The organism is Psychromonas sp. MME2, assembly GCF_040566515.1.
Taxonomy (GTDB): domain Bacteria; phylum Pseudomonadota; class Gammaproteobacteria; order Enterobacterales; family Psychromonadaceae; genus Psychromonas.
Genome location: NZ_JBEWXI010000012.1, coordinates 42277 through 67510, shown reverse-complemented (window position 1 = coordinate 67510; position 25234 = coordinate 42277). Strand labels below are relative to the sequence as shown.

Sequence of the window (25234 nt, the reverse complement as noted above, 5' to 3'; positions counted from 1 at the left end):
TAAAAAAAGGCAAGTCAATGACTTACCTTTTTTTCAATCAGAATGAGCTAAGTTAGCTCATCGAAGCAATATTAAAGAGCTACGATGTTTTCTGCTTGAGGACCTTTTTGACCTTGAGTTACAGTGAACTGTACTTTTTGGCCTTCAGCAAGAGTTTTAAAACCAGTGCTTGCAATTGCAGAGAAATGTGCGAAAACGTCAGGACCGTTTTCTTGCTCGATGAAACCAAAACCTTTAGACTCGTTGAACCATTTTACTGTACCAGTAGTTGTAGACATAATAATATTATCCTATTATAAATTAGTAATTTTACCTTTAAAAACAAGGCTGTGTGCTAGAAGTGTTACTATTACTTATGAAGTATAGGATTCGGTACATAATACGGAACATCGAACATAAATATAAAACGAACTTACAAGCTGAATCTGAGTATATATATCTCTTCACAGCTGTCAATAGCTATTTATCAAAATCCACGAAAAACATGAATTTTTTGCAAAATAAATCACTTTTTTTTGTTTACAATCAGCGTTAGCTGAGATACAAAAACTAGCGCTGCCCAACCATATTGCGATAACATGAGTATAAAGATCAAAGCTCAATTATTGTTTGATAACAGCGTTTTAATCACCTCATAAGGAGAAAAAATGACAATTTGGATTGATGCAGATGCCTGCCCAGTCCCTGTTAGGGATATTACTTTACGGGCTAGTCAACGCACTAATACAGCGCTTATATTCGTTGCCAATAGCCCATTACCAATTGCAACACGCCCCTTAGTTAAAACTGTACGTGTTGCACAGGGGTTTGATGTGGCGGATAATTATATTAGCCAACACGCCCAATCAGGAGATTTAGTGATAACACAGGATATACCTTTAGCAGCAGAAATGGTCGCTCAGGGGATTACGGCTTTAAATCCAAGGGGAGAACTATACAGTGTTGAAAATGTTCGCCAACGTTTAGCAATGCGTAATATTGCCGAAGAGTTACGTAGTATTGGGCAAACCACTGGCGGAGCAAATAAATTTGCAGATAAAGATAAACAAGCCTTTGCGAATGCCTTAGATCGATGGTTGCAGCAACAAAAAAGCAAAAAATAACCTATTTTTTGCTTTTTACTGCGCTTAAATAATCCTATTATCGTTTTTCAGTTTATTTAAACGCGCCAATTCTTGATTCTTTTTTTGCGATTATCACAGGGCTCAGGACAATCGCACTCTTTCTCTACCCCGACGGATGCTAATCCACCGCAGCTACCGCTAATTGTTTTTTTCTTAAAAATATAACCAATAGCCATCGCTGCAATGACCAATAAAAAAACAATAAAGGTAGCAATAAAATAAATCATTCATTTTCCTTTAATAAATATGGCGCAAACTCTGGGGTAAAATACTCAACAAATTCATCCCCTTCTTTGACTAATAAAAAAGCTGCTATTTTATGCTGCTTGGCAAAGCGCAGTCCATCTTGAGGGCCGAGTACAGTGATCGCTGTTGCTAAGCCATCTGCAATCATACAACTTTTATCAATAACAGTCACCGAGGCTAATTTGTGCGTAATCGGTTTCCCTGTTTTAGGATCTATCGTATGTGAATAACGCACCCCATCAAATTCAAAATAGTTACGATAATCACCTGAAGTTGCTATCCCATTTGTACCAATCTGAATTAAACGTTGTACATTACGCCCTGCAACTGGACGTTCAATCGCTAATGTCCAATTTTTATTATTAGGCTTTAAACCACTCGCCCTAAGCTCACCGCCTATATCGACGAGATAATTATCAACCCCTAATTGTTGCAAGTATTCACTTACAACATCAACACCATACCCCTTCGCAATGGAGGACAAATCAACATAGAGTTGAGGAATTGATTTAACCAGACGCTGACCATCTACATGGAGATATTGGCTGCCCACAATCTGTTTTTTCTCTGCAATCGTTGCATCGGATGGAATTTTGGTCGGTTTTTTATCTGGACCAAAGCCCCATAGATTAACTAAGGGCCCGACAGTTACATCAAATGCCCCATTACTCTGATGGTTTAACTGTAATGCAGCTGTGACGACCTTTATCGTTGCCGGAGAAACAAGCAGTGATTCAGTTGCCTGATTAAAACGTGACAATTCTGATGCTGGTCGATAAGTTGACATTTGTTCATTCACTTGCTCAAGTAACTTATTAATCTCGCCCTGTATTTTATCAGTCTCTAAACGAGCGTCTTTTTGTTGCTCCGTAGATAATACATAGGTAAGTTGATAATAAGTCCCCATCGTCTGCCCTTCAATATGCAACAGTTGTTGCTTATTTTGCGAGCAGGAAGAAACAAAAAAGGCTAGCCCTATTAAGGCTAGCCAATACATTATGCTTTTAACCATTACTATCAACCAAAATCATCAAGCATAATATTTTCATCTTCAACACCGAGCTCTTTTAACATCGCAATGACAGCGGCATTCATCACCGGTGGACCACACATATAATACTCGCAATCCTCTGGCGCTTCATGGTCACGCAGATAATGCTCATACAATACATTATGAATAAATCCGGTATAACCATCCCAGTTATCTTCTGGTTGAGGATCACTTAAGGCAACATTCCATTCAAAATTATCGTTTTCGGCTGCGATACTATCAAAATCTTCTTCATAGAACATTTCTCGTTTAGAACGAGCACCATACCAGAAGCTCACTTTACGCTTGGTTTTTAATCGACGGAACTGATCAAAGATATGAGAACGCATCGGCGCCATACCTGCTCCACCACCAATGAACACCATTTCACTATCACTTTCTTTAGCAAAAAACTCACCAAACGGGCCTGAAATTGTCACTTTATCGCCGGGTTTTAAGCTAAAAATATAAGAAGACATTTTACCGCAAGGTAAATTTAATTTATGTGGTGGAGGTGTTGCAATACGCACGTTAAGCATGATTAAACCCGCTTCATCGGGATAATTAGCCATTGAGTAAGCACGAATAGTTTCATCATCTACTTTTGATTCTAGATTAAAGAATCCAAAATGGTCCCAGTCACCACGGTACTGCTCTTCTATGTCAAAATCACTATATTTAACATGATGTGCAGGCGCTTCAATTTGAATATAACCACCAGCTCTAAATGGCACGCTCTCACCATCCGGAATTTGTAATTTCAACTCTTTAATAAAAGTCGCTTTATTATCATTAGAGATAACGGTACATTCCCATTTTTTAACACCAAAGATCTCCTCTGGTAGTTCAATGCTCATGTTCTCTTTTACATTGACCTGACATGAAAGACGCTCCCCCTCTTTTGCTTCACGCTTAGAGATATGATCTAATTCTGTTGGCAAAATATCACCACCACCAGATTTAACTTTCACGCGACACTGACCACATGTACCTCCACCGCCACAAGCAGAAGAGACAAATACACCAGAATTTGCAAGTGCACCCAGTAATTTGTTGCCAGCTTGCGTTGTGATGCTCTTAGATGCATCATCATTAATAGAGATTGTTATATCGCCTGTACTTACCAATCTTGCTTTTGCAGCTAGTATAATGACAACTAACGCTAAAACGATAATGGTAAACATGGCAACGCCGAGAAATATTTCCATCGACTCATTCCTTGTTTAAAGGGAGCTAAACTCCCAAATTTCGTAAATTTTAAACAGCTAACTAAAGTTGAATGCCAGAGAAAGACATAAAACCAATTGCCATTAACCCCGCTGTTACAAATGTAATACCCAGTCCTCGAAGGCCTGATGGCACGTCTGAATATTTCATTTTTTCACGGATCCCCGCTAATGCTACGATAGCTAGCGTCCAACCAACACCGCTGCCGATACCATATACGGCAGACTCAAGTAGGGTGTACTCGCGCTGAACCATAAAGGCCACGCCACCAAAAATGGCACAGTTAACCGTAATAAGGGGAAGGAAAATACCCAAAGCCTGATACAGTGCTGGAAAATATTTATCTAACACCATTTCCAAGATTTGTACCAATGCAGCAATAACACCAATAAAGGTAATAAAACCGAGAAAACTAAGGTCAGCATCGGGAAGCCCCGCCCAAGCTAATGCCCCCGGCGCTAAAAGGTTAAAATAAATAACTTGGTTAACGGGCACTGAAATACCTAACACCACGATAACCGCAACGCCTAACCCCATAGAGGTTTTAACTTTTTTAGACACAGCTAAAAAAGTACACATCCCTAAAAAGAAGGCGAGTGCCATATTCTCTATAAAAATAGAACGTACAAAAATACTAAGATAATGTTCCATTCAAGTTACTCCTTCGACTCTACTTGATCCGGTTTAATGGTACGAATAATCCAGATCAAACCACCAATAATAAAAAAGGCACTAGGAGGTAGCAGCAATAGACCATTACTTTGATACCAACCGCCATTGGAAATTAATGGTAGAATTTCAATCCCAAATAGTGAGCCAGAGCCAAATAATTCACGAACACCACCAACAACCATAAGAATAAAGCCGTAACCTAAACCGTTGCCGATACCATCCATAAAGCTTGGAAAGGGACTATTTTTCATGGCAAAGGCTTCTGCTCGCCCCATTACAATACAGTTAGTAATTATCAAACCAACATAAACAGATAACTGTTTAGATATTGAAAAAGCATAGGCTTTTAATACTTGGTCAACGACAATAACCAATGAAGCAATAATTGCCATCTGTACGATAATACGCACACTATTGGGAATATAATTTCGGATCATAGAGATAAACAAATTAGAAAAAGCCGTAACGACGAGTACAGCTAAAGTCATTACAAATGCAGTTTCTAATTTACTGGTTACCGCTAACGCCGAACAAACCCCTAATATTTGCAATGCAATCGGGTTATTATTAACGACTGGCGACGTAAGAACAGCTTTAATATCCGTTGATTTAGCCATTGTTCATCTCCCCTTCTCGAACTTTGCTAAGAAATGGACCAAAGCCCTGTTTACCCAACCAGAATGTAAAAGTATGTTGCACACCAACACTCGTTAATGTAGCACCAGATAGGCCATCAACTTCATGCTTATTACCGGCAGCAGCTTGACCTTTAGCAACTTTAATAGCTGGTAGCCCTTGTTCATCATAGAGTTCCTTACCAACCCACAATGCACGCCAACGAGGGTTTTCAACTTCCCCACCAAGCCCAGGTGTTTCACCTTGCTCATAATAAGTAATACCATCAACTGTATTACCATCAGGTTGAATGGCAACAAAGGCATACATCGTCGACCATAAACCTGCGCCATGAACTGGCAATATAATACGCTGTAATTCACGGCATCATTAGACACGAGATAAACCGTTGCTACATTCGCTCGGCGACCAATTTTAGCAATATTATCTTGTTCCGAAAGGGCAATACTTTCCTTCGGATTTTTAGCCGCTTTGCGTTGTTCATAATTATTAGGCAAAACACCATCAACATTATCCACAAACTCACCTGTTGCTAAATCAACAAGCTTAGTTTTAATATTTGTGGCAAATATTTCTTTGATACTTTTATCCGTTTCTAAACCTGCAACGGCTAAAATATTGCTTTGCTTATCTTTCTCTTTATTAGCCTGTTGCGTTGAGCGCAGGCCTACGGCTGCACCAGCAACAATAATTGAGCAAACTAAGCAAACAGCTAGTACGACCAATATGGTTCTGCTGAATGTTTCTTGTTGATTAGACATTACGCGACAACCTCCGTTTGATATTGCCTTGCACTACAAAGTAGTCAAAGAGTGGAGCGAAGAGATTAGCAAATAAAATAGCGAGCATCATACCCTCTGGAAATGCAGGATTAACCACGCGAATAAGCACTACCATCACACCAATTAAAATACCGTACGCCCATTTTCCCTTATCGGTAAAGGAGGCTGAAACCGGATCCGTTGCCATGAACACCATACCAAAAGCAAAACCGCCCATCACAAGGTGCCAATACCAAGGTAACTCAAACATGTGATTTGTTGTGCTACCTATCATATTAAATAATGTCGAGACAGCAATCATACCAACCATGACACCCACAATAATTCGCCAGGAAGCAATACCGGCAATAACAATAAATGCACCGCCGATCAAAATAGCTAAGGTAGAAACCTCACCGATACTACCTTGCATATTCCCCAAGAAAGCATCCATCCACGACAATCCCGACTGCGCGACTGCATCAAGACCACCTTGATAAGCAAGGCTTAGTGGTGTCGCGCCTGAAAAGCCATCCACAGCTGTCCAGACTGAATCACCTGAAATATCGGTCGGGTAAGCAAAGAACAAAAATGCACGCCCAGCTAATGCGGGATTTAAAAAATTACGCCCTGTGCCACCAAAAATCTCTTTAGCAACAACAACACCAAAGGTAATACCTAAAGCAACTTGCCAAAGTGGAATCGTAGCAGGAACAATAAGTGCGAAGAGTACAGAAGAAACAAAGAAGCCTTCATTAACTTCATGTTTACGTACACTGGCAAAAAGTACTTCCCAAAAACCACCAACAATAAAAGTAACGGCATAGATGGGGACAAAATACATGGCACCAAATAAGAAGTTATCAATAACGCCCGCACCAGATCCAAGCGTGACACCAATTGCATTAAGAATCGCCACTCGCCAATCATCAAATGCAGAAAGCCCCGCTACAATCGCGTCGTTAGCTTGTACTCCAGTATTATACATACCAAAAAACATAGCTGGAAATGTCGCTAACCAAACAAAAATCATGATTCGTTTTAAATCAATCCCATCACGAACATGGGTAATGCCTTTGGTTACTAATCCGGGTGTATAGAAAAAAGTGGCCGTTGCTTCAAAGAGTGCGTACCATTTTTCATAGCGCCCTCCCGCCTCAAAATGCGGCTCCATTTTTTCAAATAAATGTTTAAGATTCATGCTTAGCCTTCCTTCTCAATTTTGCTTAGGTTGTCACGCAAGATTAAGCCGTAATCGTATTTACCAGGACAAACGTAAGTACATAAAGCAAGATCTTCTTCATCTAGCTCTAAACACCCTAAAGCCTGTGCGCCATCAGTATCACCAACAATAAGATCACGTAATAACATGGTTGGTAGAATATCCAGAGGCATAATACGTTCATACTGACCAATCGGCACCATGGCGCGATCACTTCCCCCTGTTGTGGTTGTAAAAGCAAAACGTTTAGCTTTATTAAGTGCAGAGGTGAACACATTAGCAACGGAGAATTTATTCGCACCGGGCACGCCCCAGCCAAATAACTCCTTCTCATAACCTTCAGCCAATACCGAAATTTGATTATGATAACGGCCTAAAAAGGCATGCGATTTAGTTGCATGAACACCGCATAACACCGATCCCGATATAACGCGATTATTGCCTTCAAGCAACTCATTCTCGGTCAATTGAGATACTGACGCACCAAGGATTGTCCGTATTAAACGAGGTTTTTTTACTGCTGGGCCAGCCAAAGAGATCACTTTATGGGTATAAAGTTCACCGCTGGTAAATAATTTACCAAAGGCAATCACATCCTGATAATTAATCGACCAAACTTGTTTGTTGATTGATACCGGATCAAGAAAATGAATATGGGTGCCAGCCAATCCCGCAGGATGCATGCCAGTAAACAGCTCTTCCTGGACATTTTTTTGTGTTGATTTAGGTAAGCTAGCCTCACCTTTACAAACAAAAACCGTACCGCTAGTCAATTGTGACAATAGCGTCAGACCGTCAATAAATCCCTGGGAATTTCCATTAATGATCAATGCCGCATCTGCAGACAGTGGATTAGTATCCATTGCGGTTACAAAAATAGAAGAGGGAATAGCGGTGATTTGCGGAACCTTGCTAAACGGGCGTGTACGAAATGCAGTCCATGCGCCGGAATCAACCAAGTTCTCTACAATGGCACTACGTTCGATAGTTGCAAGTTGAGCACTCTCATATTTAGGGAAAGATAGACTCTCTTCACCAGTAATAGAGATAACAACGGATTGCAATACACGTTTTTCACCACGATTAATTTCTTTAACTACACCAGATGCAGGAGCGGTAAACTTAACGCCAACATTCTTTTTATCACTAAAAAGAAGTTGACCTTTTTTTACTGTGTCTCCAGCTTTAATTGCCATAGACGGGCGCATGCCAACATATTCTTCACCCAGTACAGCCACTTCAGAGATGGTCGGGCCATCATGAATAACTTGCTCTGGCGCTCCTAAGATGGGGAGGTCCAGTCCTTTTTTTATAGTAATCATATTCTCTTGCACTATGTTTACGGGGATAAAAGTTAGAAGCCTTGCGGCATAACAACAATTACTTGCCTGCTAATATATTTATACACTGTAACAATTCAGCAACAAGTAAACTCAAATTTTCTAACGAATAATAGCATTACAAGAGGATGAATTGATATCGGAAAAGTGCCATCTTAGTGATTTTAGTTCAAATTTTCGTGTAATATTCATTTACAAAATAATCAGACATTGACATTTTTACCCACAATTCATTTTCGCTGCAAATGAAAAAGCGCGTTAACCATTTGTAATGACGTTATTTACTACCACCTAAACACTGACTGGATTGAGGTAGTTGCTGCTCCCTTAGCTGCCATTGCTCAGGTGTATAAGTATGCAATGCCAAGGCATGTACTGGCCCTGCTAACTCTTCTTTTAGTAAGTCATTAATTAGACGATGACGTTCGAGTAAGCGCATGTTTGCAAAGTCAGTACTCACCAATACAACTTTAAAATGGGTCTCGGAATCCTTTGGAACCGAATGACGATAACTTTCATTATCAATTTGTAAAAAAACAACTTGCATATTATTTTTTATTTTACGTTCTATTATTTCTTCTATTTTCATCTTGAACATTCCTGTAAAAGGTTAATATACTCATCTTACTCAAGCTCCTTGATCCGTCGCTAACTCAGATAGCCGAACGATGATAGGCTAACAATGAATAATCGTTTATTTTTCAATAATACAATATACCTAGGTTTCATGTGTCTGATCAAAAAACATCTTTAAATATCGGTCTCAGCAAAGCATTTCCTTGCTCTTACCTTGATCAACAGGAAGAGCAACTCCTCATGCTCATCGATCCGGAAAATAATGCGAAACGCTTTTATCCTTTATTATTAGCTCAGGGGTTTCGACGTAGTGGTGATGCAGTTTACCGCCCACATTGCCAGCAATGTTCGGCTTGCCAATCGATTCGCATTCCAATTCGTCATTTTGCCCCATCTCGAAGCCAAAAACGACTCTCTAATAAAAATAAAGCCTTCACCATAATACAAAGCCAACAAGTCAAAGCTTGCTATTATGATTTATATGAAAATTACATTAATCAGAGACATAGTGATGGTGTCATGTTTCCCGCTACTCAGCAGCAATTTAATGAATTCATTCATTCATCTTGGAATAACTGTTTTTTTCTTGAAATATACGACCAAAACAGACTTATCTGTGTCGCTATTACCGATATCGTTACTGAGGCTTCGGGCACCGCATGGAGTGCCTTCTACTGTTTTTATGATCCCACATACAGCCACTATTCACTGGGTAAGTTTGCGCTACTCACACAATTAAAGTTGGCAAAAAAAGAAAATATTGATTGGCTCTATTTAGGCTATTACATAAAAGATTGCCGAAAGATGAATTATAAAACGCAATTTACCCCCCACCAGCGCTTTATAAATGGGCAATGGTTATCTTTCCTATGAACTTTTAATTATTTCTTAGCGAGTGAATTGCAAATTGTTAATCGCATAAATAGCTATAAATACAGGCATAGTAGCAATTTACTTATCAGCAACAGCGATTAGTTACCTTATTTACTACAATATGGCTCAATAAATAATCAACAATCCTTTACCCAAATGGATAATTCTGGCATTATGCGCCGATTGAAATGATAAGCTTACTCCATATAGTTGAGTATATATAAAATACAAAGGATCCATCGCCAATGGCAAAAGAAGATAGTATTGAAATGCAAGGCACAATCTTAGATACGTTGCCTAACACAATGTTTCGCGTTGAATTAGAAAATGGCCACCTGGTCACTGCGCATATCTCAGGTAAAATGCGTAAAAACTACATCCGCATCCTTACTGGCGATAAAGTAACCGTGCAACTTACACCCTATGACCTATCAAAAGGCCGTATCGTATTCCGCGCGCGTTAATCGTTAAAGCCCCAGAATAAACCACACTTAGTACAATCACTGAGTAATATATGCCCATCAGTTAAAAGCCGACGGGCATTTTTTTATCTGAAGTCTATCCACTAAAGAAGCGTAATCCTCCAGATATAAAAAAACCGAGGTTCAATGAACATCGGTTTATAAAGTACAATGAGATTAATCAATAAGTTAAATTATTTGCGTTTTACCGCTTTTGCATTAGGTAAATCAGTAATAGAACCTTCATAAATCTCAGCGGCCAAACCAACAGACTCATGTAATGTTGGATGCGCATGAATCGTCAATGCGATATCTTCAGCATCACAGCCCATCTCAATCGCAAGACCAATTTCACCCAGTAATTCACCTGCATTGGTACCAACAACCGCACCACCGATAATACGATGTGTCTCTTTATCAAAGATAAGCTTAGTCATACCATCACTACAGTCTGAGGCAATTGCACGGCCAGAAGCTGCCCAAGGGAAAATAGATTTTTCGTAATTAATCCCCTGTTCTTTCGCCTCTTTTTCAGTCAAACCAACCCAAGCCATTTCAGGTTCAGTATAGGCGATAGATGGGATAGTTTTCGGATCGAAATAATGTTTCTTGCCAGCGATAACCTCGGCAGCCACATGACCTTCATGCACACCTTTATGTGCCAACATCGGTTGCCCGACAATATCACCGATTGCATGAATATGTGGAACATTGGTATGCATCTGCTTATCAACTTCAATAAAACCGCGTTCAGTGACTGCAATACCCGCTTTTTCAGCATCAATAGACAACCCATTTGGTACACGTCCAACAGCGACTAATACCGCATCATAGGGCTTAGCTTCAGCAGGTGCATTGTGCCCTTCAAAGGAGACATACAGAGCATCTTCTTTAGCATCGACGGCCGTCACTTTAGTTGACAACATAATATTGAATTTATTTTTCACTTTCTTAGTATATACCTGCACGATATCAATATCGGCAGCTGGTACTAATTGATCGGCAAACTCAACCACATCAACGCTAGAGCCGAGCGATTTATAAACAGTCCCCATCTCTAAGCCGATAATACCACCACCTAAAATAAGCAGGCGTTTAGGTACACAGCGTAGTTCAAGTGCATCGGTAGAGTCCCATACACGGTGGTCATCATGAGGAATAAAAGGCAATTTAACAGGACGAGAGCCCGCAGCGATAATCGCATTATCAAAATTTACAATGGTTGTTTCATCTTCACCTTGAACTTCAATCGTGTTGGCACCGGTAAATTTACCAAAACCATTAATCACGGTAACTTTACGCATTTTAGCCATGCCTTTTAGGCCGCCAGTGAGTTGCGAAACTACTTTTTCTTTCCAAATGCGAATTTTATCTACATCCGTTGATGGTTCACCAAATAAAACACCATGCGCAGATAGCGCCTTAGCTTCTTCAATTACCTTTGAAACATGTAGAAGTGCTTTTGATGGAATACATCCCACGTTTAAACAAACACCACCTAGGGTGCTATATTTTTCTATTAATACGGTTTCTAACCCTAAATCTGCTGCACGAAAGGCCGCTGAATATCCTGCAGGGCCGGAACCCAGTACCACAACTTGTGCTTTAATTTCTTTACTCATGTAAACCTCTATAAAAGTGTTCCATCAAAAACTAATTTGAGTCTATTTAAATGTTAATGAAAAGCAAAACAAAAGGTCGACAAATGCCGACCTGATAACATTATTATAAAATCAACGTACGTAGATCAGATAAGTAATTGTTGATGGCAGTGATAAAACGTGCACCATCAGCCCCGTCAATTACACGGTGATCATAGGAAAGAGCAAGTGGTACCATTAATCGCGGTGCAAACTCTTTACCATCCCACTGCGGTTTTATAGCCGACTTAGATACACCTAAAATAGCCACTTCAGGCGCATTAACGATAGGCGTAAATTGAGTGCCACCGATGCCGCCAAGACTAGAGATAGTCATGCTACCACCTTGCATATCTTTAGCGGTTAATTTACCCGCTCGTGCCTTTTTAGATATCTCCCCGATTTCACGGCAAAGGTCATAGATACCTTTGTTGATAACATCGCTAACAACAGGTACAACTAAGCCATTTGGTGTATCGACAGCAATACCGATATTAATATATTTCTTTAATATGACGCTTTCACCATCTGTCGATAATGACGCATTAAAGTTAGGGTATTGTTGTAATGCTTTGGCAACGGCTTTCATCATGAACACAAGCGGACTAATTTTAAAGCCTAGATCTTGTTTCGCCGCAATGGCATTTTGTTCCTGACGGAATGCTTCAAGCTCGGTAATATCAACCTCATCAAATTGGGTAACATGTGGAATGGTTACCCAGTTACGATGTAATGTTGGACCTGATATTTTTTGAATTCGCGAAAGAGGCTTAACTTCAATTTCACCAAATCGAGCATAATCAACCTCAGCATACGGCAATACTTGTAAACCACCAGCACCACCGCCTGATTTAGCTAACAGTAACTGTGCTTTAACATAGGTTTGTACATCTTCTTTCGTTGTACGCCCTTTTGGACCTGTTGCAGGAATAACTGCAAGATCTAAGTTAAATTCACGTGCAATACGACGCACTGAAGGAGACGCCTTAATTGAGCCTGCAATGGTAACCTGTGATGGTGACAATTGAACGGCAGGTGTAGCAGCAGATTGAGGGGCATCGGCAACAGGCGAGCTTACCGCTTTTGGGGTTTCTACGGCAGCAGTTGTTACTGGTGCAGCAACACCTTCAACTTCCACAAGTAAAATTAATGTCCCCTCAGAGACTTTATCGCCCACGGCAATTTTAATCTCTTTAACGACACCAGCAAAGGGAGCGGGTACATCCATTGATGCTTTATCACCTTCAACGGACAATATATCTTGATCCACCTCAATGGTATCACCAACCGCCACTAAAACCGCCGTTACATCAACCTCATCGCCACCAATATCTGGCAAGCAAAGTTCCTTAACTTGCGTTGCCGCCGGAGCAACATTAGCTGCGGCAGGAGCAACGGGAGCCGTTTCAGCTGGTGTTGTAGCAACTTCCGCAGAGCCTGAGCCTGCCACTTCAAGCACCAATACAACCTGACCTTCAGAAACACTATCACCAACACTCATTTTTATTTCAACAACTTTACCTGCAAATGCTGCAGGCACATCCATTGATGCTTTATCACCTTCAAGAGAAATCACATCTTGATCTTCTGCGACCATATCACCAACAGAGACTAAAATAGCCGTAACATCAGCAGCATCAGCACCAATATCAGGTAGTAAAAATTCTTTTAATTCAGACATAATAATTTTCCTAATCAATAACAGCGAATTATATTTACGCAAATAATGGGTTGATTTTGTTTGTATCAATAGCAAATTTGGCAATAGCTTCAGTCACGACAGATGCCTCAATATCACCACGTTTTGCAAGCTCAGAAAGCGCTGCAACAACGACATAACTCGCATTAACTTCAAAGTGACGACGTAAATTTTCACGACTATCACTACGCCCATAACCATCGGTACCCAACACCTTGTATGTATTAGATGGAATGAAAGCACGCACTTGCTCTGCATAATTTTTCATATAATCTGTGGCTGCGATTGTTGGCTCGTCACCTAATACTTGCGTGATATAAGCTTGTTTTGCAGGCGCTTCAGGGTTAAGCATGTTGTCACGCTCAATCGCTTGACCTTCACGCGTTAACTCATTAAATGAGGTAACGGAGAAGATATCAGAAGCAACGTTATACTCTTCACTGAGGATCTGTGCTGCTTTACGCACTTCATTCATGATAGTTCCCGAGCTCAATAACTGCACTTTATTTGCACCTTGATGGGACTCAAGTTTATAGATACCTTTGCGAATACCTTCTTCTGCACCTTCTGGCATCGCAGGCATTGCATAGTTTTCATTCATTACTGTTAAGTAATAGAAAACATTTTCCTGCTTCTCGCCATACATACGTTCAATACCATCTTGAACGATAACCGCTAACTCGTAAGCAAAAGTTGGATCATAGGAGATACAGTTAGGGATAGTATTCGCTTGAATGTGGCTATGACCATCTTCATGCTGTAAACCTTCACCATTTAACGTCGTACGACCAGCCGTCGCACCTAACAAGAAGCCACGAGCTTGTTGGTCACCTGCCATCCAAGCCATATCACCAATACGTTGAAAGCCAAACATTGAGTAGTAGATATAAAATGGAATCATTGGTAGATCATTAGTGCTGTAGGACGTTGCAGCGGCTACCCAAGATGACATGGAACCGAGCTCATTAATCCCCTCTTGCAATACTTGACCTGATGTTGCTTCTTTATAGTAGGAAACGACACTGCGATCCTCTGGGATATATTCTTGACCATGTGGGTTGTAGATACCCACTTGACGGAATAGCCCTTCCATACCAAAGGTACGCGCTTCATCGGCAATGATGGGGACTATATTTTTACCAATACCTTTATCTTTTAACAAAATATTTAATATACGAACATAAGCCATCGTCGTTGATATTTCACGCTTTTGCTCCTGTAGAAGCGGTGCGAACTCGTCTAAAGAAGGAACCGCTAATTGACCAGAAAACTTAGGTGAACGTTTCGGGGTATAGCCTAATAACGCTTCACGCTTTGCATGCAAATAATTATATTCAGCCGATCCCTCTTGTAATGTTAAATATGGTAAGGTTGCGGCTTTCTCATCACTTAATAGATCCTGTAGGCCTAAACGATCACGTAAACTTTGGATGTGTGATTCATTCATTTTTTTCACGCCATGGGCAATATTTTTGCCTTCCGCCGCAGCGCCCATACCATAACCTTTCACGGTCTTAGCTAAGATAACCGTAGGTTTACCCATGGTATCCTGTGCATTTTTAAATGCAGCATACAGTTTAGATGAGTCATGACCACCACGTTTTAAAGCAAAAATCTCTTCATCTGTCCATGTTGCCACTAATGATGCTGTTTCTGGGTATTTACCAAAGAAGTGCTCACGTACGTATGCGCCATCTTTTGATTTAAAGTTTTGGTAGTCACCGTCAACGGTCTCTTCCATTAATTGTAGTAAACGGCCCGATGAGTCCTGTGCGATTAAAGAATCCCAGTTACTCCCCCAGATAACCTTCACCACGTTCCAACCAGCACCATTAAACAGACCTTCAAGCTCTTGAATAATACTACCGTTACCCATAACAGGGCCATCTAGACGCTGCAAATTACAGTTAACTAAGAAGCATAAGTTATCTAGTTTTTCACGCGCAGCAAATGATAATGAACCACGCGACTCTGGCTCATCCATCTCTCCATCACCTAGGAAAGCATAGACACGTTGCTGAGTGGTATTCTTTAAACCACGACCATTAAGATATTTTAAGAAACGCGCTTGATAAATAGCAGAAATAGGGCCTAGTCCCATTGATACCGTTGGAACTGCCAAAATTCAGGTAACAGCTTCGGATGAGGGTATGAAGGCAGTCCTTTTCCATCAACTTCTTGACGGAAATGATCCAGTTGTTCAGCCGTTAAACGACCTTCAAGGAAAGCACGAGAATAGATACCTGGAGAGATATGGCCTTGATAATAAACTAAATCACCGCCATCGGCCTCATTAGGGGCACGGAAAAAGTGGTTAAAACAAACCTCATAAAATGCAGCCGCAGACTGGTAAGAAGCCATGTGCCCACCTAAATCCAGATCTTTTTTTGATGCGCGCATAACAATCATTATCGCATTCCAGCGAATCACGGAACGAATACGGCGCTCTAACTCTAAATCTCCAGGATAAATAGGCTGGTCAGCAGGTGCAATCGTATTAAGGTAATTTGTATTAATATCACTTGGTAATTTAACACCGTCTTTACGAGCCTGCTCTATTAATTTTTTAACGATGAACTGAGCACGCTCAGTGCCTTCATCTTCAAGAATTGTAGCTAGGGCATCAAGCCATTCCGAAGTTTCTTGCGCATCAATATCTCTATTTAAGATGTCAGTCATGACACTTTCCTTCTCTATCACTAAATAATCTTAGCCATGAGCTAAGTGCTTAATAACTATTTAGATTAACCATTACCTGTTGAATAACACGTTTTGGAAATGCCACTAAGGCAATAAGCAATCTAAATAGTTACCTAATTTTTGCTATTTTTTAAAAAGTTAAAAACGCCCTAATTCGCGTTTAAATAAACTTTCTTCACGTAACATAACAAGACGTGTTTCTTCAATATAGGCTAAATGCTGTGCAGATGCTTTCTGCGCATTCGCAGGCTGCTTAGAGAGAATTGCATCTAATAATTCTTGACGATGTTGATCAATCTTTTTAGCGACTTCAGGGTAGCGATAAAGTGTTTTCACATTATCGGCTATATTTTTTTCAAGTAAGGATTTAATACCTCGTGCAAGGTGTATAAATACCACATTATGAGAAGCCTCAATAACAGCAAGATAAAACAGTGCGACACTTTCAATCTCTAAATCTAAATCTCTCTTTTTCTTGGCATGATTAATGGCCGAGAAACTTTCTTTAATACGAATAAAATCATCTGCATTACCACGCAATGCCGCATAATATGCAGAAAACCCTTCTAATGCATGACGAAATTCAAGAAGATCATATTGTGACTCAGGGTGCGTATTAAACAATTCAAATAATGAATCCGTTAACTGATCACGCAACTCTTCTTTTACAAAAGTACCACCACCTTGGCGTCGACTTAATAATCCCTTTGATTCTAGACGTTGGATAGCTTCACGCAATGAGGGGCGAGAAACATCAAATTGCTTCGCTAGTTCACGCTCTGGCAATAATTTTTCGCCTAATTCTAAAGAACCATCGAGTATCATCGTTTCGATACGTTTTTCGATTACATCCGCTAATTTAGGCTGTTTAATTTTTGCGTAAACCATAGCACCCTTAGAATACAAAAACTCAATTCATGAAAATGGTATTACCATTTAACTTTGCTGTGTAAATTAACAATTAATTCACAACACGTCCAGCATTTATTGATTCAAATCAATAAATATCAAGCTTAACGTGGATTAATGATACATTGCTGTAATTTGTATGATGAATGCAACCATAATCAAAGTGCTGCAATAGTACAGAAATAACGTACTGATATGCGATTAGGTGTGACTTTTTGATACAATATATCAGTGCTTGATAGAGGGTGAACTCTGTCATTCGAATAAGCTAAAATAATGCTGCCAATTAAAATAAGGCCCTGGGTCTGTTTTCCGGCCAGGGGCAATATCACTGTGGCCAGTAATACGCTCTTTAGTAATATGGGGATAAACCTGCTGAATTGCTTGAGTAAGCTTAGCTAAAGAGTGATATTGCTTCTCGGTATAGGTCGAATCATCTGTTCCTTCTAACTCAATACCAATTGAATAATCGTTACATGCAGGCATACCTTCGAAGCTTGAAATTCCGGCATGCCAAGCTCTGCCATTAAAGGGGACATATTGCTGTACAGCACCATCGCGGCGAATAACACAGTGCGCAGAAACCTCAACACCTAATAAATCAGTAAAACTTGGGTCGCTAGAACAATCTAGGCAACCAGTAAAAAGCGCTTCAATGGCACCACCTGTGTAACATCCCTTCGGTAAACTGATGCAATGGATCACCAATAAACTAATCTCTACACCGCTAGGACGCTCATTATAAAAAGGGCTTTCAATTTGCTTCGCAAGTGAATAGTAACCATGAACATCAATCAAAATGCAAACTCCCTAAATAAAATGCGTATTTGTATCCATAAAAAAACGGGTCAAAATAGACCCGTTTTCAATTAGTATTACACTTTTAATTTAAGTGAAAATACTAGAATTTATAAGCTGCGCCTATAATAGCAACAGTCTCTTTATCATCGCTTAATAAAGGGCTGTCTTTAATATCGCTATCTAATTTGGTGTAATTAACACCTGCATATAATTTCCAATGATCCGCGATTAAATAAGAGCTCATCACGCCAACTTCAATATTCGTTGCACTGCCCGTATCATATGAATTGATTCCTGTTTTTTGAGCATCTTTATTACTAATGCCATAGTAATAGTTAGCATAATCAGAATCCATAAACTTCACTTTAACACTTGGCACAACCGCAAATTTTTGATTAATAACCCATGGGTAAGCATAGCCTAACGTTCCGCCTTTACCGCCATATGTATCATTCACATCAGTATAAATCGATGCACTGATAACACCCCAAGTTGCTTTATGACGGTAACTAACACCGATGTTGATCGCGCGATCTTTATTTTCAAAACCTTTAAAGCTGTCGTTATTATTATCGCTACGTTGCCACTCTTCTTGGCCCATACTGATAAACGTGCCAATACGGTTAGTGCCGTCATCGTAAGGTTTAAAACCAAACTCACCAGCTTGCGCATAAAACCATTCATAATCAAAACTGATTAGCGGCATAACTTGAGCATTGTCATCATAATTGCGGTATGCCGTATTTTTAAACGCTGCACCTGCACCAATCTCCAAATTAGATTCCGCTTGAGCAACCATTGGCAATGATGCAACTAGTGCTGCAATCACAGTATATTTCATTTTCATATTTTATCCTTATTATTCAGAGTCAGATAGAATCACATAGAGCAAACATCTACACAGTATAGTCTAGCCTATTTTTTATATAATAAGTAAAGATAAAATTCAGATAAAGAAAAAAATCGTTGCATAAACAGTTTATTATGGTCGCGGATAGCTTTTTTTCATCAAGATAAAAGTGAATCCCCCCCGTAGGGCAAGGAAAAAATCACATTTCGGTACACTTGTTCTTGCTGACTTTGCATCTTGAAGTCTCATAGTTATATATTGCAAGTTGTACTAGACGAGGTCATCTACCACGGGTTCAGGTAACGGGTTAACAGCACAACGGTAACGCGCTTGAATAACCGAAATAACGGCAGTGAAATCTTTTATTTCATATGCACTTACATCACCTTTTTCAGATTGACATAACACCCCTTTACGCGCAAAGAAAAGTGCTCGCTTATGCTGTAGAGAGGTATTTTGTTGTGATGATTCCTGTTGCGAAGAGTGTTGGGTATTTTGATTTTTTTGATCTTGAAAGAGTGTACGTGATTGAGTTGAAAACTGGTTGTTACGCTCCTGCTCATCACGCATTTTTTGATAAGCACTGGTCACTTCCGTTTTAGGAATAATCGGCCTAGTTAAATTTTCACGTTGTAAGCTTTCCGTTGCTGGGTGAAATGATATCGTCGCGGCTTGAGGCAGTTGCGCATTGATATTAGCCATTTACGTAACCTTAAACACTCGTATTAATTAAGGTGCCCATAACCTCATCGGCACTACTAATGACTTTTGCCGATGCTTTGGCCTGATACTCAGCCACTTTCAAGTTCACTAACTCTGTCGTCAAAGATATGGGTGCTCGCTCAGCAGGTGAAGAATTAATCTCCGTAGCCTGCTGATTTTCATTGACACTATTTCCTGCAGCGCCCGCTTGGGCAATTCGAGAACTTGCGTTGCTCAACTTAGCAGAAGCATCTTGAAAGCCAGTTAGACCTGAATTATAAGCAGAGCGAACATCCATAAAACACCATCATATTGTTTAAAAGAGAAAGAACTAATACAAAGTATGGCACCATATTAACACAAATACAGATATTGATTAATATTTAATCACTTAAAAATGCAATTATACTCTCTGAAAATTTTTCATCCTCACTAACAAATGGAGCATGAGCTGAATTTTCAAATACTTGCTGAACTGAATTAGGTAATAATTGATGGATATTGAGATGCGCTGACTGCGGCAATAAACTATCAAATTGGCCAAAAATGGATAAACAAGGTATTTTAATTTGACTAAATTGCACTCGTAAATCAGTTTCTTCGAGTAATACCAACCCTGCAGATAGCGCGTTTTCATCACTCTGCCAATTATCTATTAATAGTTTTTTCAAAAAAAGCGTATCTTGACGTGCTGTTGCACAGCCCATCGCTTGAATGGCAATAAAACGGGACAACGTTTTACTGCTGTTTTTTTGCAAACTAGATTGAAAACTTTCAAAAACACCCCTATCCACACCAGACCAATTTGCATCTTCAACAAACTTCGGCGAACTGCAAACTTGAATTATTTTTTTTACTCTCTGAGGATGAGCATAACTTGCATAGGTGGCTATTAAGCCGCCAAGTGACCACCCACACCAATTCGCTCTCTCTGGCACATGTAACAAAATACGTTCAACAATCGCAGTTAAGCTATATTTTTCCATACACTGGCTTTGCCCAAAACCGGGTAAATCGATTAGGTGCAGTCGAAAATGACGACTTAATGTCGCGATGACAGGCTCCCAAACAAGAGAATTTACCCCCCAACCATGCAATAGGACTAAATCATCTCCCTCACCGACAACACGACAATAAACAGTTTGTTCTATACTCACACAGCCCCCTTATTAAGGTGATAAAAAAGTGTTGAATTCAATTTATACGCAATTAAAACATAAATTATTACATTTACTTGAGCAGTTTATTCCTGCGCAATGTTTAATTTGTCAATTAGCAAGTGACAACAAACTTATTTGCAAGGATTGCAAGAGTTCACTATTGCAGCAACGAACCTGTTGCCAACACTGTGGGTTAAGCTTACCGGTATCCCCAGCATTTCTGCGGCGATTGTATCCAACAACAGCACTATTTTACCAAATTACACGCACTAGCAAGCTATACAACGCCCTATTCATCTCTCATAAAAGAGCTGAAATATGGCAAGAAATTAATCATTGCAGAGGCGTTAGGAGAGCTGTTAAGTTTATCTATCCTAGAAAACCTCAATGCACAACAGATAAAAAGCATTGAATACTTGATAGCAGTCCCATTGCACCATAAAAAATTGCGACAACGTGGATTTAACCAAGCGGCTTTAATTGCAGAAGCGGTTGCTAAGCAGCTATCTATTCCCGTCCTTAAAGATGCCATACAACGTCATAAAGAAACGCTTCCACAGGAAAACCTTTCCATTAACAAACGAAAAAAAAATTTACATGGCGCATTTCACATCCATGATAATGTTCATTTGCAAAATAAACATATCGCCATTATTGATGATGTTGTCACAACAGGCGCAACTATTAATAGTCTTTGTCAATCTTTGCTAAAAGCAGGCGTTGCTTCGATTACGGTATTTTGCATCAGCCGTACAGATACCGCTTAGATACCCCGGCGTTACGCAAAAAATGACTATAAATAATAATTTCACTCTTTTCTTTGATTCTTGATATTGAACACAGTTATAATGTCCGAGTAAATCACTCAAGGTTAAGGTTGAATAATGATTGAAATCACCCCAGTTGCACAGGCGCACTTTAAAAAATTACTTGAACAACAAAAAGAAGGCACAAATATACGCATTTTTGTTATCAACCCTGGTACCCCAAAAGCTGAATGTGGTGTTTCTTACTGCCCACCAGAAGCAGTGGAAGGAAGCGATACACGCTTAAACTTCGCAGACTTTGATGCATTAGTCGATGATGTAAGCTTACCTTTTTTAGAAGAAGCTTTTATCGATCTTGTTGAAGAGGAGGCAGGTACACAACTAACATTAAAAGCACCGAATGCCAAAATGCGTCGTGTTAAAGATGATGCACCACTGTTAGATCGTGTCGAATATGTCATTCAAGTGCAAATAAATCCACAGCTATCAAGTCACGGTGGATTTATTAAACTAATTGAAATAACAGAAGATAAGGTCGCTATCATTGAGTTTGGAGGCGGTTGTAACGGTTGCTCCCAAGTGGATTTAACACTCAAAGAAGGCATCGAAAAAGAGTTACTAGAAGAGTTTTCTGGTGAGCTTCATGCTGTACGAGATATCACTGAGCACCAGCAAGGTGATCACTCTTTTTATAAATAACGCAATCTCACCCTTACTTAAAGTAAAAAGAGAGGATGGCGATGCCATCCTCTCTTTTATCTATTTCAAATAGAACGATTCACTAACGATTTAAGTTCAGCTAAAGGTAACTTACTGTCATCAAAGAAATTCTGCATACGCAATAAAGTAATACCACCATAACCTGGCGTGCGAGTTAACGCTCTTTCCATCTGTTGCCAGCCTTGCTTACCATACAACTCACCAGCTAAGGCATTTTCTCCCATCAATTCAACGCCAACTTCATAGGCTGCATCAGCCATCCAGTTAACGAGATCTTCGGCTCGAGAGTAACCTTCGTGATCCTTATTAACCATTTCTAAACAAGTGAAGTGAACCACGACCCGAGACAAATGTTGCGCTGGTATAATCCCCTTAAGTAGCTGTACATATTCCCCAGAATTTAACTTGCTTAAATTAGGATGAACACGAATCAAGCCAGCTGATATTTCCGCGGCACGTGGCATTTTAGGATCACTAATTTCCCAGTGAATACCGGGGATTTTTATCCCGATTGGGGCATTAATATAATCACTATCAGAAAACAACATAAGAACACCTTCAAGTACATCTCGTCCATGTTGTACTAATCGATCGTTATACCACGTTAATAACTCTCTCCCCCATGCACTATAGATGTATTTCTTATGTTCAAATAAACTATCGGCGCTAGGCATACTGATTTCATCAAAATCATTAAATTGCGTGCCAAAGGTTGCATTAAATGCCCCTATTGAATGGTATTTCTTGCGTAAATAGAGATTCCAATCTCTCTGAGCAAGTGGGCTGTAACACTGCAGTGTACCGCGATTAGGGTAATCGCCCCAATCGTGCGCGTTATAGCTTGGATAGCGTAATTCTCCTGCTGGTCCCATACTAATATTTATCTCATCAATTAAATGAACTTTAGTACGAAAGTGGTCACGAAACGCTTTAACAAATGCTAAATAATAGGGTAACACATAGGGATCAGCCCAGAGAGAAACATACTCCATTGATGCATCACCTGTTTCACTCACATATTGCAAGTCCCGAACAGATTCAATCTCTTGATGCTGCTCTAATAATTTCCCCCAAAGCCATAAAGGAATGGTTTGATTGAAATCATCATTGACGTTTCCTCCTGCTTGATGGAAAGAGAGAATCGGCACCCAGTGCATATTATTTGCTTCTAACACCTCAACAAGGCGATCGTAATAACTCCAGTCAAAACAACCGGGGTGTCGTCCTTCTATTAATCCCCACCATAAATCAGTCGAGACCGCATCGACCCCGGCATCTCTAAGCACTCGTAATTGCTGTTCAAAAAGCAACCAATTCTCTTCATCTAATAGTTGCTTCTGGTTAGCCACCTTGAGGTGTAGTGGCGCCATGACACGAAACGATTTACGCGCGACACCTTGATACTGACCTTGACCATATTTTAACTTACCAATTTGAGACAATCGAGCATAACCAATCCCGGCATCATTACTAAGCATACCTAAGTCACGTAAGCTCCACCCACAGAAAGTTTTCTCTTGCATGACACTTTCTAATAATTTGTCCCATTCGCTGTGCTGTTGCAATTTAACCTGTTCACTATTCTCAATAAGTAATTTAACATTCAAATCTTGAGCAACCGATAGCAATGACTGATAATTTTTTTGCTCTGACTCCTTTATTCCAGAGACAAACAGACGCACACGGGATTTCCAAGCACCATCAAGTAAACGCGAAAAACTTTGTTGCCAATTATTTTTCTGCATAACGTGGTTAGCATTAAGCTCTGAGGACAATCCAGATACAACCTCAGCGAGATCGGGGCTATTTTTAAGATCGGGCAAATTAAGAGCCAGTCTTAGTCCCAATGTAGTCGATTGCCACTTCTGACTAAATACGCCATCGGCTAAAGCGAGCAAACGTTGCCCATGGTCCATAAGAGATTGATGATACCAGCGAGTGAAATAGATAAATGCAGGATTATTAGGCGTTTCGCTATGCGCTAGTTGTTGCAAATAATTTAACTGTAAATCAAAAAAATCATCACGCATTAACTGCTCATAAAAAGAGGTATCTTGCAGTAACTTATCAGTAGAGGCTTGCTCTGAAATAAAGGTCTTAAAGTCTAATTTCGCTTTTCGACTAAAACAGGGTAACTGCAAAAAATCAGGCCCTTCGCTGTGCAACCCGAGAAAAGGATAACGCAGCTCTCCTTCAGGTCCTGCACCTAAATTGACATGGGGAATATGATCCGCCAAATCAGAAAAGTTTTTTTCAAAGCCAGCAAGTAGCTGTTCAAAATAAGGAAGAAACATTTCATCTTGCCACAGGGAAATAGCAGCAAAACTATCTTGTCCATAACTATCTATATACTTAATACTTTGCGCATCATCACCGGCTAATTTGCCACCTAAAGTGCCCCATAACCAATCGGGTAATAAATTTAACTGACTATTATCTTTTAAACCTGTCGCTGCAGAGTGAAATTCAGGGATCACTTTCAAACCATGATCTATGCAAGTATTGAAAACCTCTCGATAACTCGCCCAACTACTCTTTAAATCGGCACAGTTAGGGCCATAGGGTTCAATAACACGCCAGCTAATAGGTACGATAACCGCATCAATTCCGAGAGATTTAGCTAAGGCTAACTGTTTTAAAAAAGCACTGTGCCAAGGATTATTATCTTTACTTAGCACGCCTAAACGACGAGTAAAATTGGTTGGCATGTGTATCCAAACTTGCAATACTGTCTGCTTGTTGACCACTGTGGCATTCCTTCTATTTAACGATAAAGTGTATTGACTACCCTATAGCTACCTTAATGCGAGTTACTCTTTTAGTCTCCCTCCCACACCCTACGCCCCCGACAACGGAAAAACAACACCTAAAAATCAACAACTTGAAAAACAAGTCATAGAGAATCAAGCGAAACAACGTAAATCGATGAAAAAACTCAGCCCCCAAAAAAATACATTACTAGGCTAAATAACAATGACTCTAACAACCCACAATAGCAGGGCATTGACAAGTGTTTTCTAAAATAAACCAAGTAAAAAAGCTATTTTTTTATTATTATGAGTAGTAGGTCAAATAACACGGGTGTTTTGTAAGCAAATAAAGTAGTATATGCCACCCT

General features: G+C 39.9%; 24 protein-coding genes and 2 pseudogenes. 6 read left to right on the top strand and 20 right to left on the bottom strand.

Going from position 1 to position 25234, the window contains the following annotated elements; translation table 11 throughout:
- Window positions 1-71 precede the first annotated feature (71 nt).
- On the bottom strand, window positions 72-278 hold the full coding sequence (gene cspE / locus AB1A03_RS10575; protein WP_019613006.1) for a transcription antiterminator/RNA stability regulator CspE: 207 nt from the start codon (window positions 276-278) through the stop codon (window positions 72-74).
- Window positions 279-647: 369 nt separating this feature from the next.
- Between cspE and AB1A03_RS10570 the strand changes: the two genes are divergently transcribed.
- Window positions 648-1103: a YaiI/YqxD family protein gene (locus AB1A03_RS10570; protein ID WP_354624627.1), complete on the top strand. Its 456-nt coding sequence runs from the start codon at window positions 648-650 to the stop codon at window positions 1101-1103.
- A 56-nt stretch (window positions 1104-1159) separates the two neighbouring features.
- Here AB1A03_RS10570 and nqrM read toward each other — a convergent pair whose 3' ends face one another.
- The 9 genes and pseudogenes from nqrM to AB1A03_RS10525 all read right to left on the bottom strand — a co-directional run bounded on the left by nqrM (window position 1160) and on the right by AB1A03_RS10525 (window position 8847).
- A complete protein-coding gene (gene nqrM, locus AB1A03_RS10565) occupies window positions 1160-1351 on the bottom strand; it encodes a (Na+)-NQR maturation NqrM (RefSeq protein ID WP_354624626.1) in 192 nt (63 codons plus the stop codon).
- Entirely contained in the window at window positions 1348-2382 is a 1035-nt protein-coding gene (locus AB1A03_RS10560; protein WP_354624625.1) for an FAD:protein FMN transferase, read from the bottom strand. The genes nqrM and AB1A03_RS10560 overlap by 4 nt, the downstream gene beginning before the upstream one ends.
- A 5-nt stretch (window positions 2383-2387) precedes the next feature.
- Window positions 2388-3608, bottom strand: a complete 1221-nt coding sequence (nqrF, locus tag AB1A03_RS10555) for an NADH:ubiquinone reductase (Na(+)-transporting) subunit F (RefSeq protein WP_354624624.1) — start codon at window positions 3606-3608, stop codon at window positions 2388-2390.
- A gap of 61 nt (window positions 3609-3669) precedes the next feature.
- Window positions 3670-4278: an NADH:ubiquinone reductase (Na(+)-transporting) subunit E gene (gene nqrE, locus AB1A03_RS10550; RefSeq protein WP_354624623.1), complete on the bottom strand. Its 609-nt coding sequence runs from the start codon at window positions 4276-4278 to the stop codon at window positions 3670-3672.
- Window positions 4279-4283: 5 nt separating this feature from the next.
- Window positions 4284-4916 carry an NADH:ubiquinone reductase (Na(+)-transporting) subunit D gene (locus tag AB1A03_RS10545; protein WP_354624622.1) on the bottom strand — a complete coding sequence of 211 codons (633 nt, stop codon included), beginning with the start codon at window positions 4914-4916 and terminating at the stop codon, window positions 4284-4286.
- Window positions 4909-5696 (bottom strand): annotated as a pseudogene (locus AB1A03_RS10540) (Na(+)-translocating NADH-quinone reductase subunit C). The gene AB1A03_RS10545 and the pseudogene AB1A03_RS10540 overlap by 8 nt, the downstream one beginning before the upstream one ends.
- A complete protein-coding gene (locus AB1A03_RS10535; protein WP_354624621.1) occupies window positions 5689-6897 on the bottom strand; it encodes an NADH:ubiquinone reductase (Na(+)-transporting) subunit B in 1209 nt (402 codons plus the stop codon). The pseudogene AB1A03_RS10540 and the gene AB1A03_RS10535 overlap by 8 nt, the downstream one beginning before the upstream one ends.
- A gap of 2 nt (window positions 6898-6899) precedes the next feature.
- Window positions 6900-8240, bottom strand: a complete 1341-nt coding sequence (locus tag AB1A03_RS10530; protein WP_354624620.1) for a Na(+)-translocating NADH-quinone reductase subunit A — start codon at window positions 8238-8240, stop codon at window positions 6900-6902.
- 295 nt (window positions 8241-8535) lie between these two features.
- Window positions 8536-8847, bottom strand: coding sequence for a BolA family protein (locus tag AB1A03_RS10525; RefSeq protein ID WP_354624619.1), 312 nt, complete (start codon window positions 8845-8847; stop codon window positions 8536-8538).
- Between the two features lie 140 nt (window positions 8848-8987).
- Here AB1A03_RS10525 and AB1A03_RS10520 point away from each other — a divergent pair, with 140 nt between their 5' ends.
- Both AB1A03_RS10520 and infA read left to right on the top strand, forming a co-directional pair.
- Window positions 8988-9707, top strand: coding sequence for an arginyltransferase (locus AB1A03_RS10520; protein WP_354624618.1), 720 nt, complete (start codon window positions 8988-8990; stop codon window positions 9705-9707).
- 245 nt (window positions 9708-9952) lie between these two features.
- Complete coding sequence (gene infA, locus AB1A03_RS10515; RefSeq protein WP_354624617.1) at window positions 9953-10171, top strand: translation initiation factor IF-1; 219 nt, start codon at window positions 9953-9955, stop codon at window positions 10169-10171.
- A gap of 191 nt (window positions 10172-10362) precedes the next feature.
- On the opposite strand, the gene lpdA is transcribed toward infA, so the two are convergent.
- The 9 genes and pseudogenes from lpdA to bioH form a co-directional block, all read right to left on the bottom strand.
- Entirely contained in the window at window positions 10363-11790 is a 1428-nt protein-coding gene (gene lpdA, locus AB1A03_RS10510) for a dihydrolipoyl dehydrogenase (RefSeq protein WP_354624616.1), read from the bottom strand.
- Between the two features lie 103 nt (window positions 11791-11893).
- Window positions 11894-13489: a dihydrolipoyllysine-residue acetyltransferase gene (gene aceF / locus AB1A03_RS10505; RefSeq protein WP_354624615.1), complete on the bottom strand. Its 1596-nt coding sequence runs from the start codon at window positions 13487-13489 to the stop codon at window positions 11894-11896.
- A 34-nt stretch (window positions 13490-13523) separates the two neighbouring features.
- A pseudogene (gene aceE, locus AB1A03_RS10500) lies at window positions 13524-16186 on the bottom strand (pyruvate dehydrogenase (acetyl-transferring), homodimeric type).
- Window positions 16187-16345: 159 nt separating this feature from the next.
- Complete coding sequence (gene pdhR / locus AB1A03_RS10495) at window positions 16346-17095, bottom strand: pyruvate dehydrogenase complex transcriptional repressor PdhR (RefSeq protein ID WP_354624614.1); 750 nt, start codon at window positions 17093-17095, stop codon at window positions 16346-16348.
- Window positions 17096-17371: 276 nt separating this feature from the next.
- Window positions 17372-17914 carry a 1,6-anhydro-N-acetylmuramyl-L-alanine amidase AmpD gene (gene ampD, locus AB1A03_RS10490; protein WP_354624613.1) on the bottom strand — a complete coding sequence of 181 codons (543 nt, stop codon included), beginning with the start codon at window positions 17912-17914 and terminating at the stop codon, window positions 17372-17374.
- A 103-nt stretch (window positions 17915-18017) separates the two neighbouring features.
- On the bottom strand, window positions 18018-18764 hold the full coding sequence (locus tag AB1A03_RS10485; RefSeq protein WP_354624612.1) for a MipA/OmpV family protein: 747 nt from the start codon (window positions 18762-18764) through the stop codon (window positions 18018-18020).
- A gap of 273 nt (window positions 18765-19037) precedes the next feature.
- Window positions 19038-19469, bottom strand: a complete 432-nt coding sequence (locus AB1A03_RS10480; RefSeq protein ID WP_354624611.1) for a hypothetical protein — start codon at window positions 19467-19469, stop codon at window positions 19038-19040.
- A gap of 10 nt (window positions 19470-19479) precedes the next feature.
- Window positions 19480-19767 (bottom strand): flagellar basal body rod C-terminal domain-containing protein, encoded by a 288-nt coding sequence (locus AB1A03_RS10475; protein ID WP_354624610.1) that lies wholly within the window; start codon window positions 19765-19767, stop codon window positions 19480-19482.
- An 85-nt stretch (window positions 19768-19852) separates the two neighbouring features.
- On the bottom strand, window positions 19853-20626 hold the full coding sequence (gene bioH / locus AB1A03_RS10470) for a pimeloyl-ACP methyl ester esterase BioH (protein WP_354624609.1): 774 nt from the start codon (window positions 20624-20626) through the stop codon (window positions 19853-19855).
- A 28-nt stretch (window positions 20627-20654) separates the two neighbouring features.
- Here bioH and AB1A03_RS10465 point away from each other — a divergent pair, with 28 nt between their 5' ends.
- The 3 genes from AB1A03_RS10465 to nfuA all read left to right on the top strand — a co-directional run bounded on the left by AB1A03_RS10465 (window position 20655) and on the right by nfuA (window position 22095).
- On the top strand, window positions 20655-21041 hold the full coding sequence (locus AB1A03_RS10465) for a double zinc ribbon domain-containing protein (protein ID WP_354624608.1): 387 nt from the start codon (window positions 20655-20657) through the stop codon (window positions 21039-21041).
- Window positions 21042-21060: 19 nt separating this feature from the next.
- A complete protein-coding gene (locus tag AB1A03_RS10460; RefSeq protein ID WP_354624607.1) occupies window positions 21061-21396 on the top strand; it encodes a ComF family protein in 336 nt (111 codons plus the stop codon).
- Between the two features lie 117 nt (window positions 21397-21513).
- On the top strand, window positions 21514-22095 hold the full coding sequence (gene nfuA / locus AB1A03_RS10455) for a Fe-S biogenesis protein NfuA (RefSeq protein ID WP_354624606.1): 582 nt from the start codon (window positions 21514-21516) through the stop codon (window positions 22093-22095).
- Window positions 22096-22160: 65 nt separating this feature from the next.
- Here the strand turns inward: nfuA and AB1A03_RS10450 are convergent, their stop codons facing one another.
- Window positions 22161-24863, bottom strand: coding sequence for a family 14 glycosylhydrolase (locus AB1A03_RS10450; RefSeq protein WP_354624605.1), 2703 nt, complete (start codon window positions 24861-24863; stop codon window positions 22161-22163).
- Between the last annotated feature and the right edge of the window lie 371 nt (window positions 24864-25234).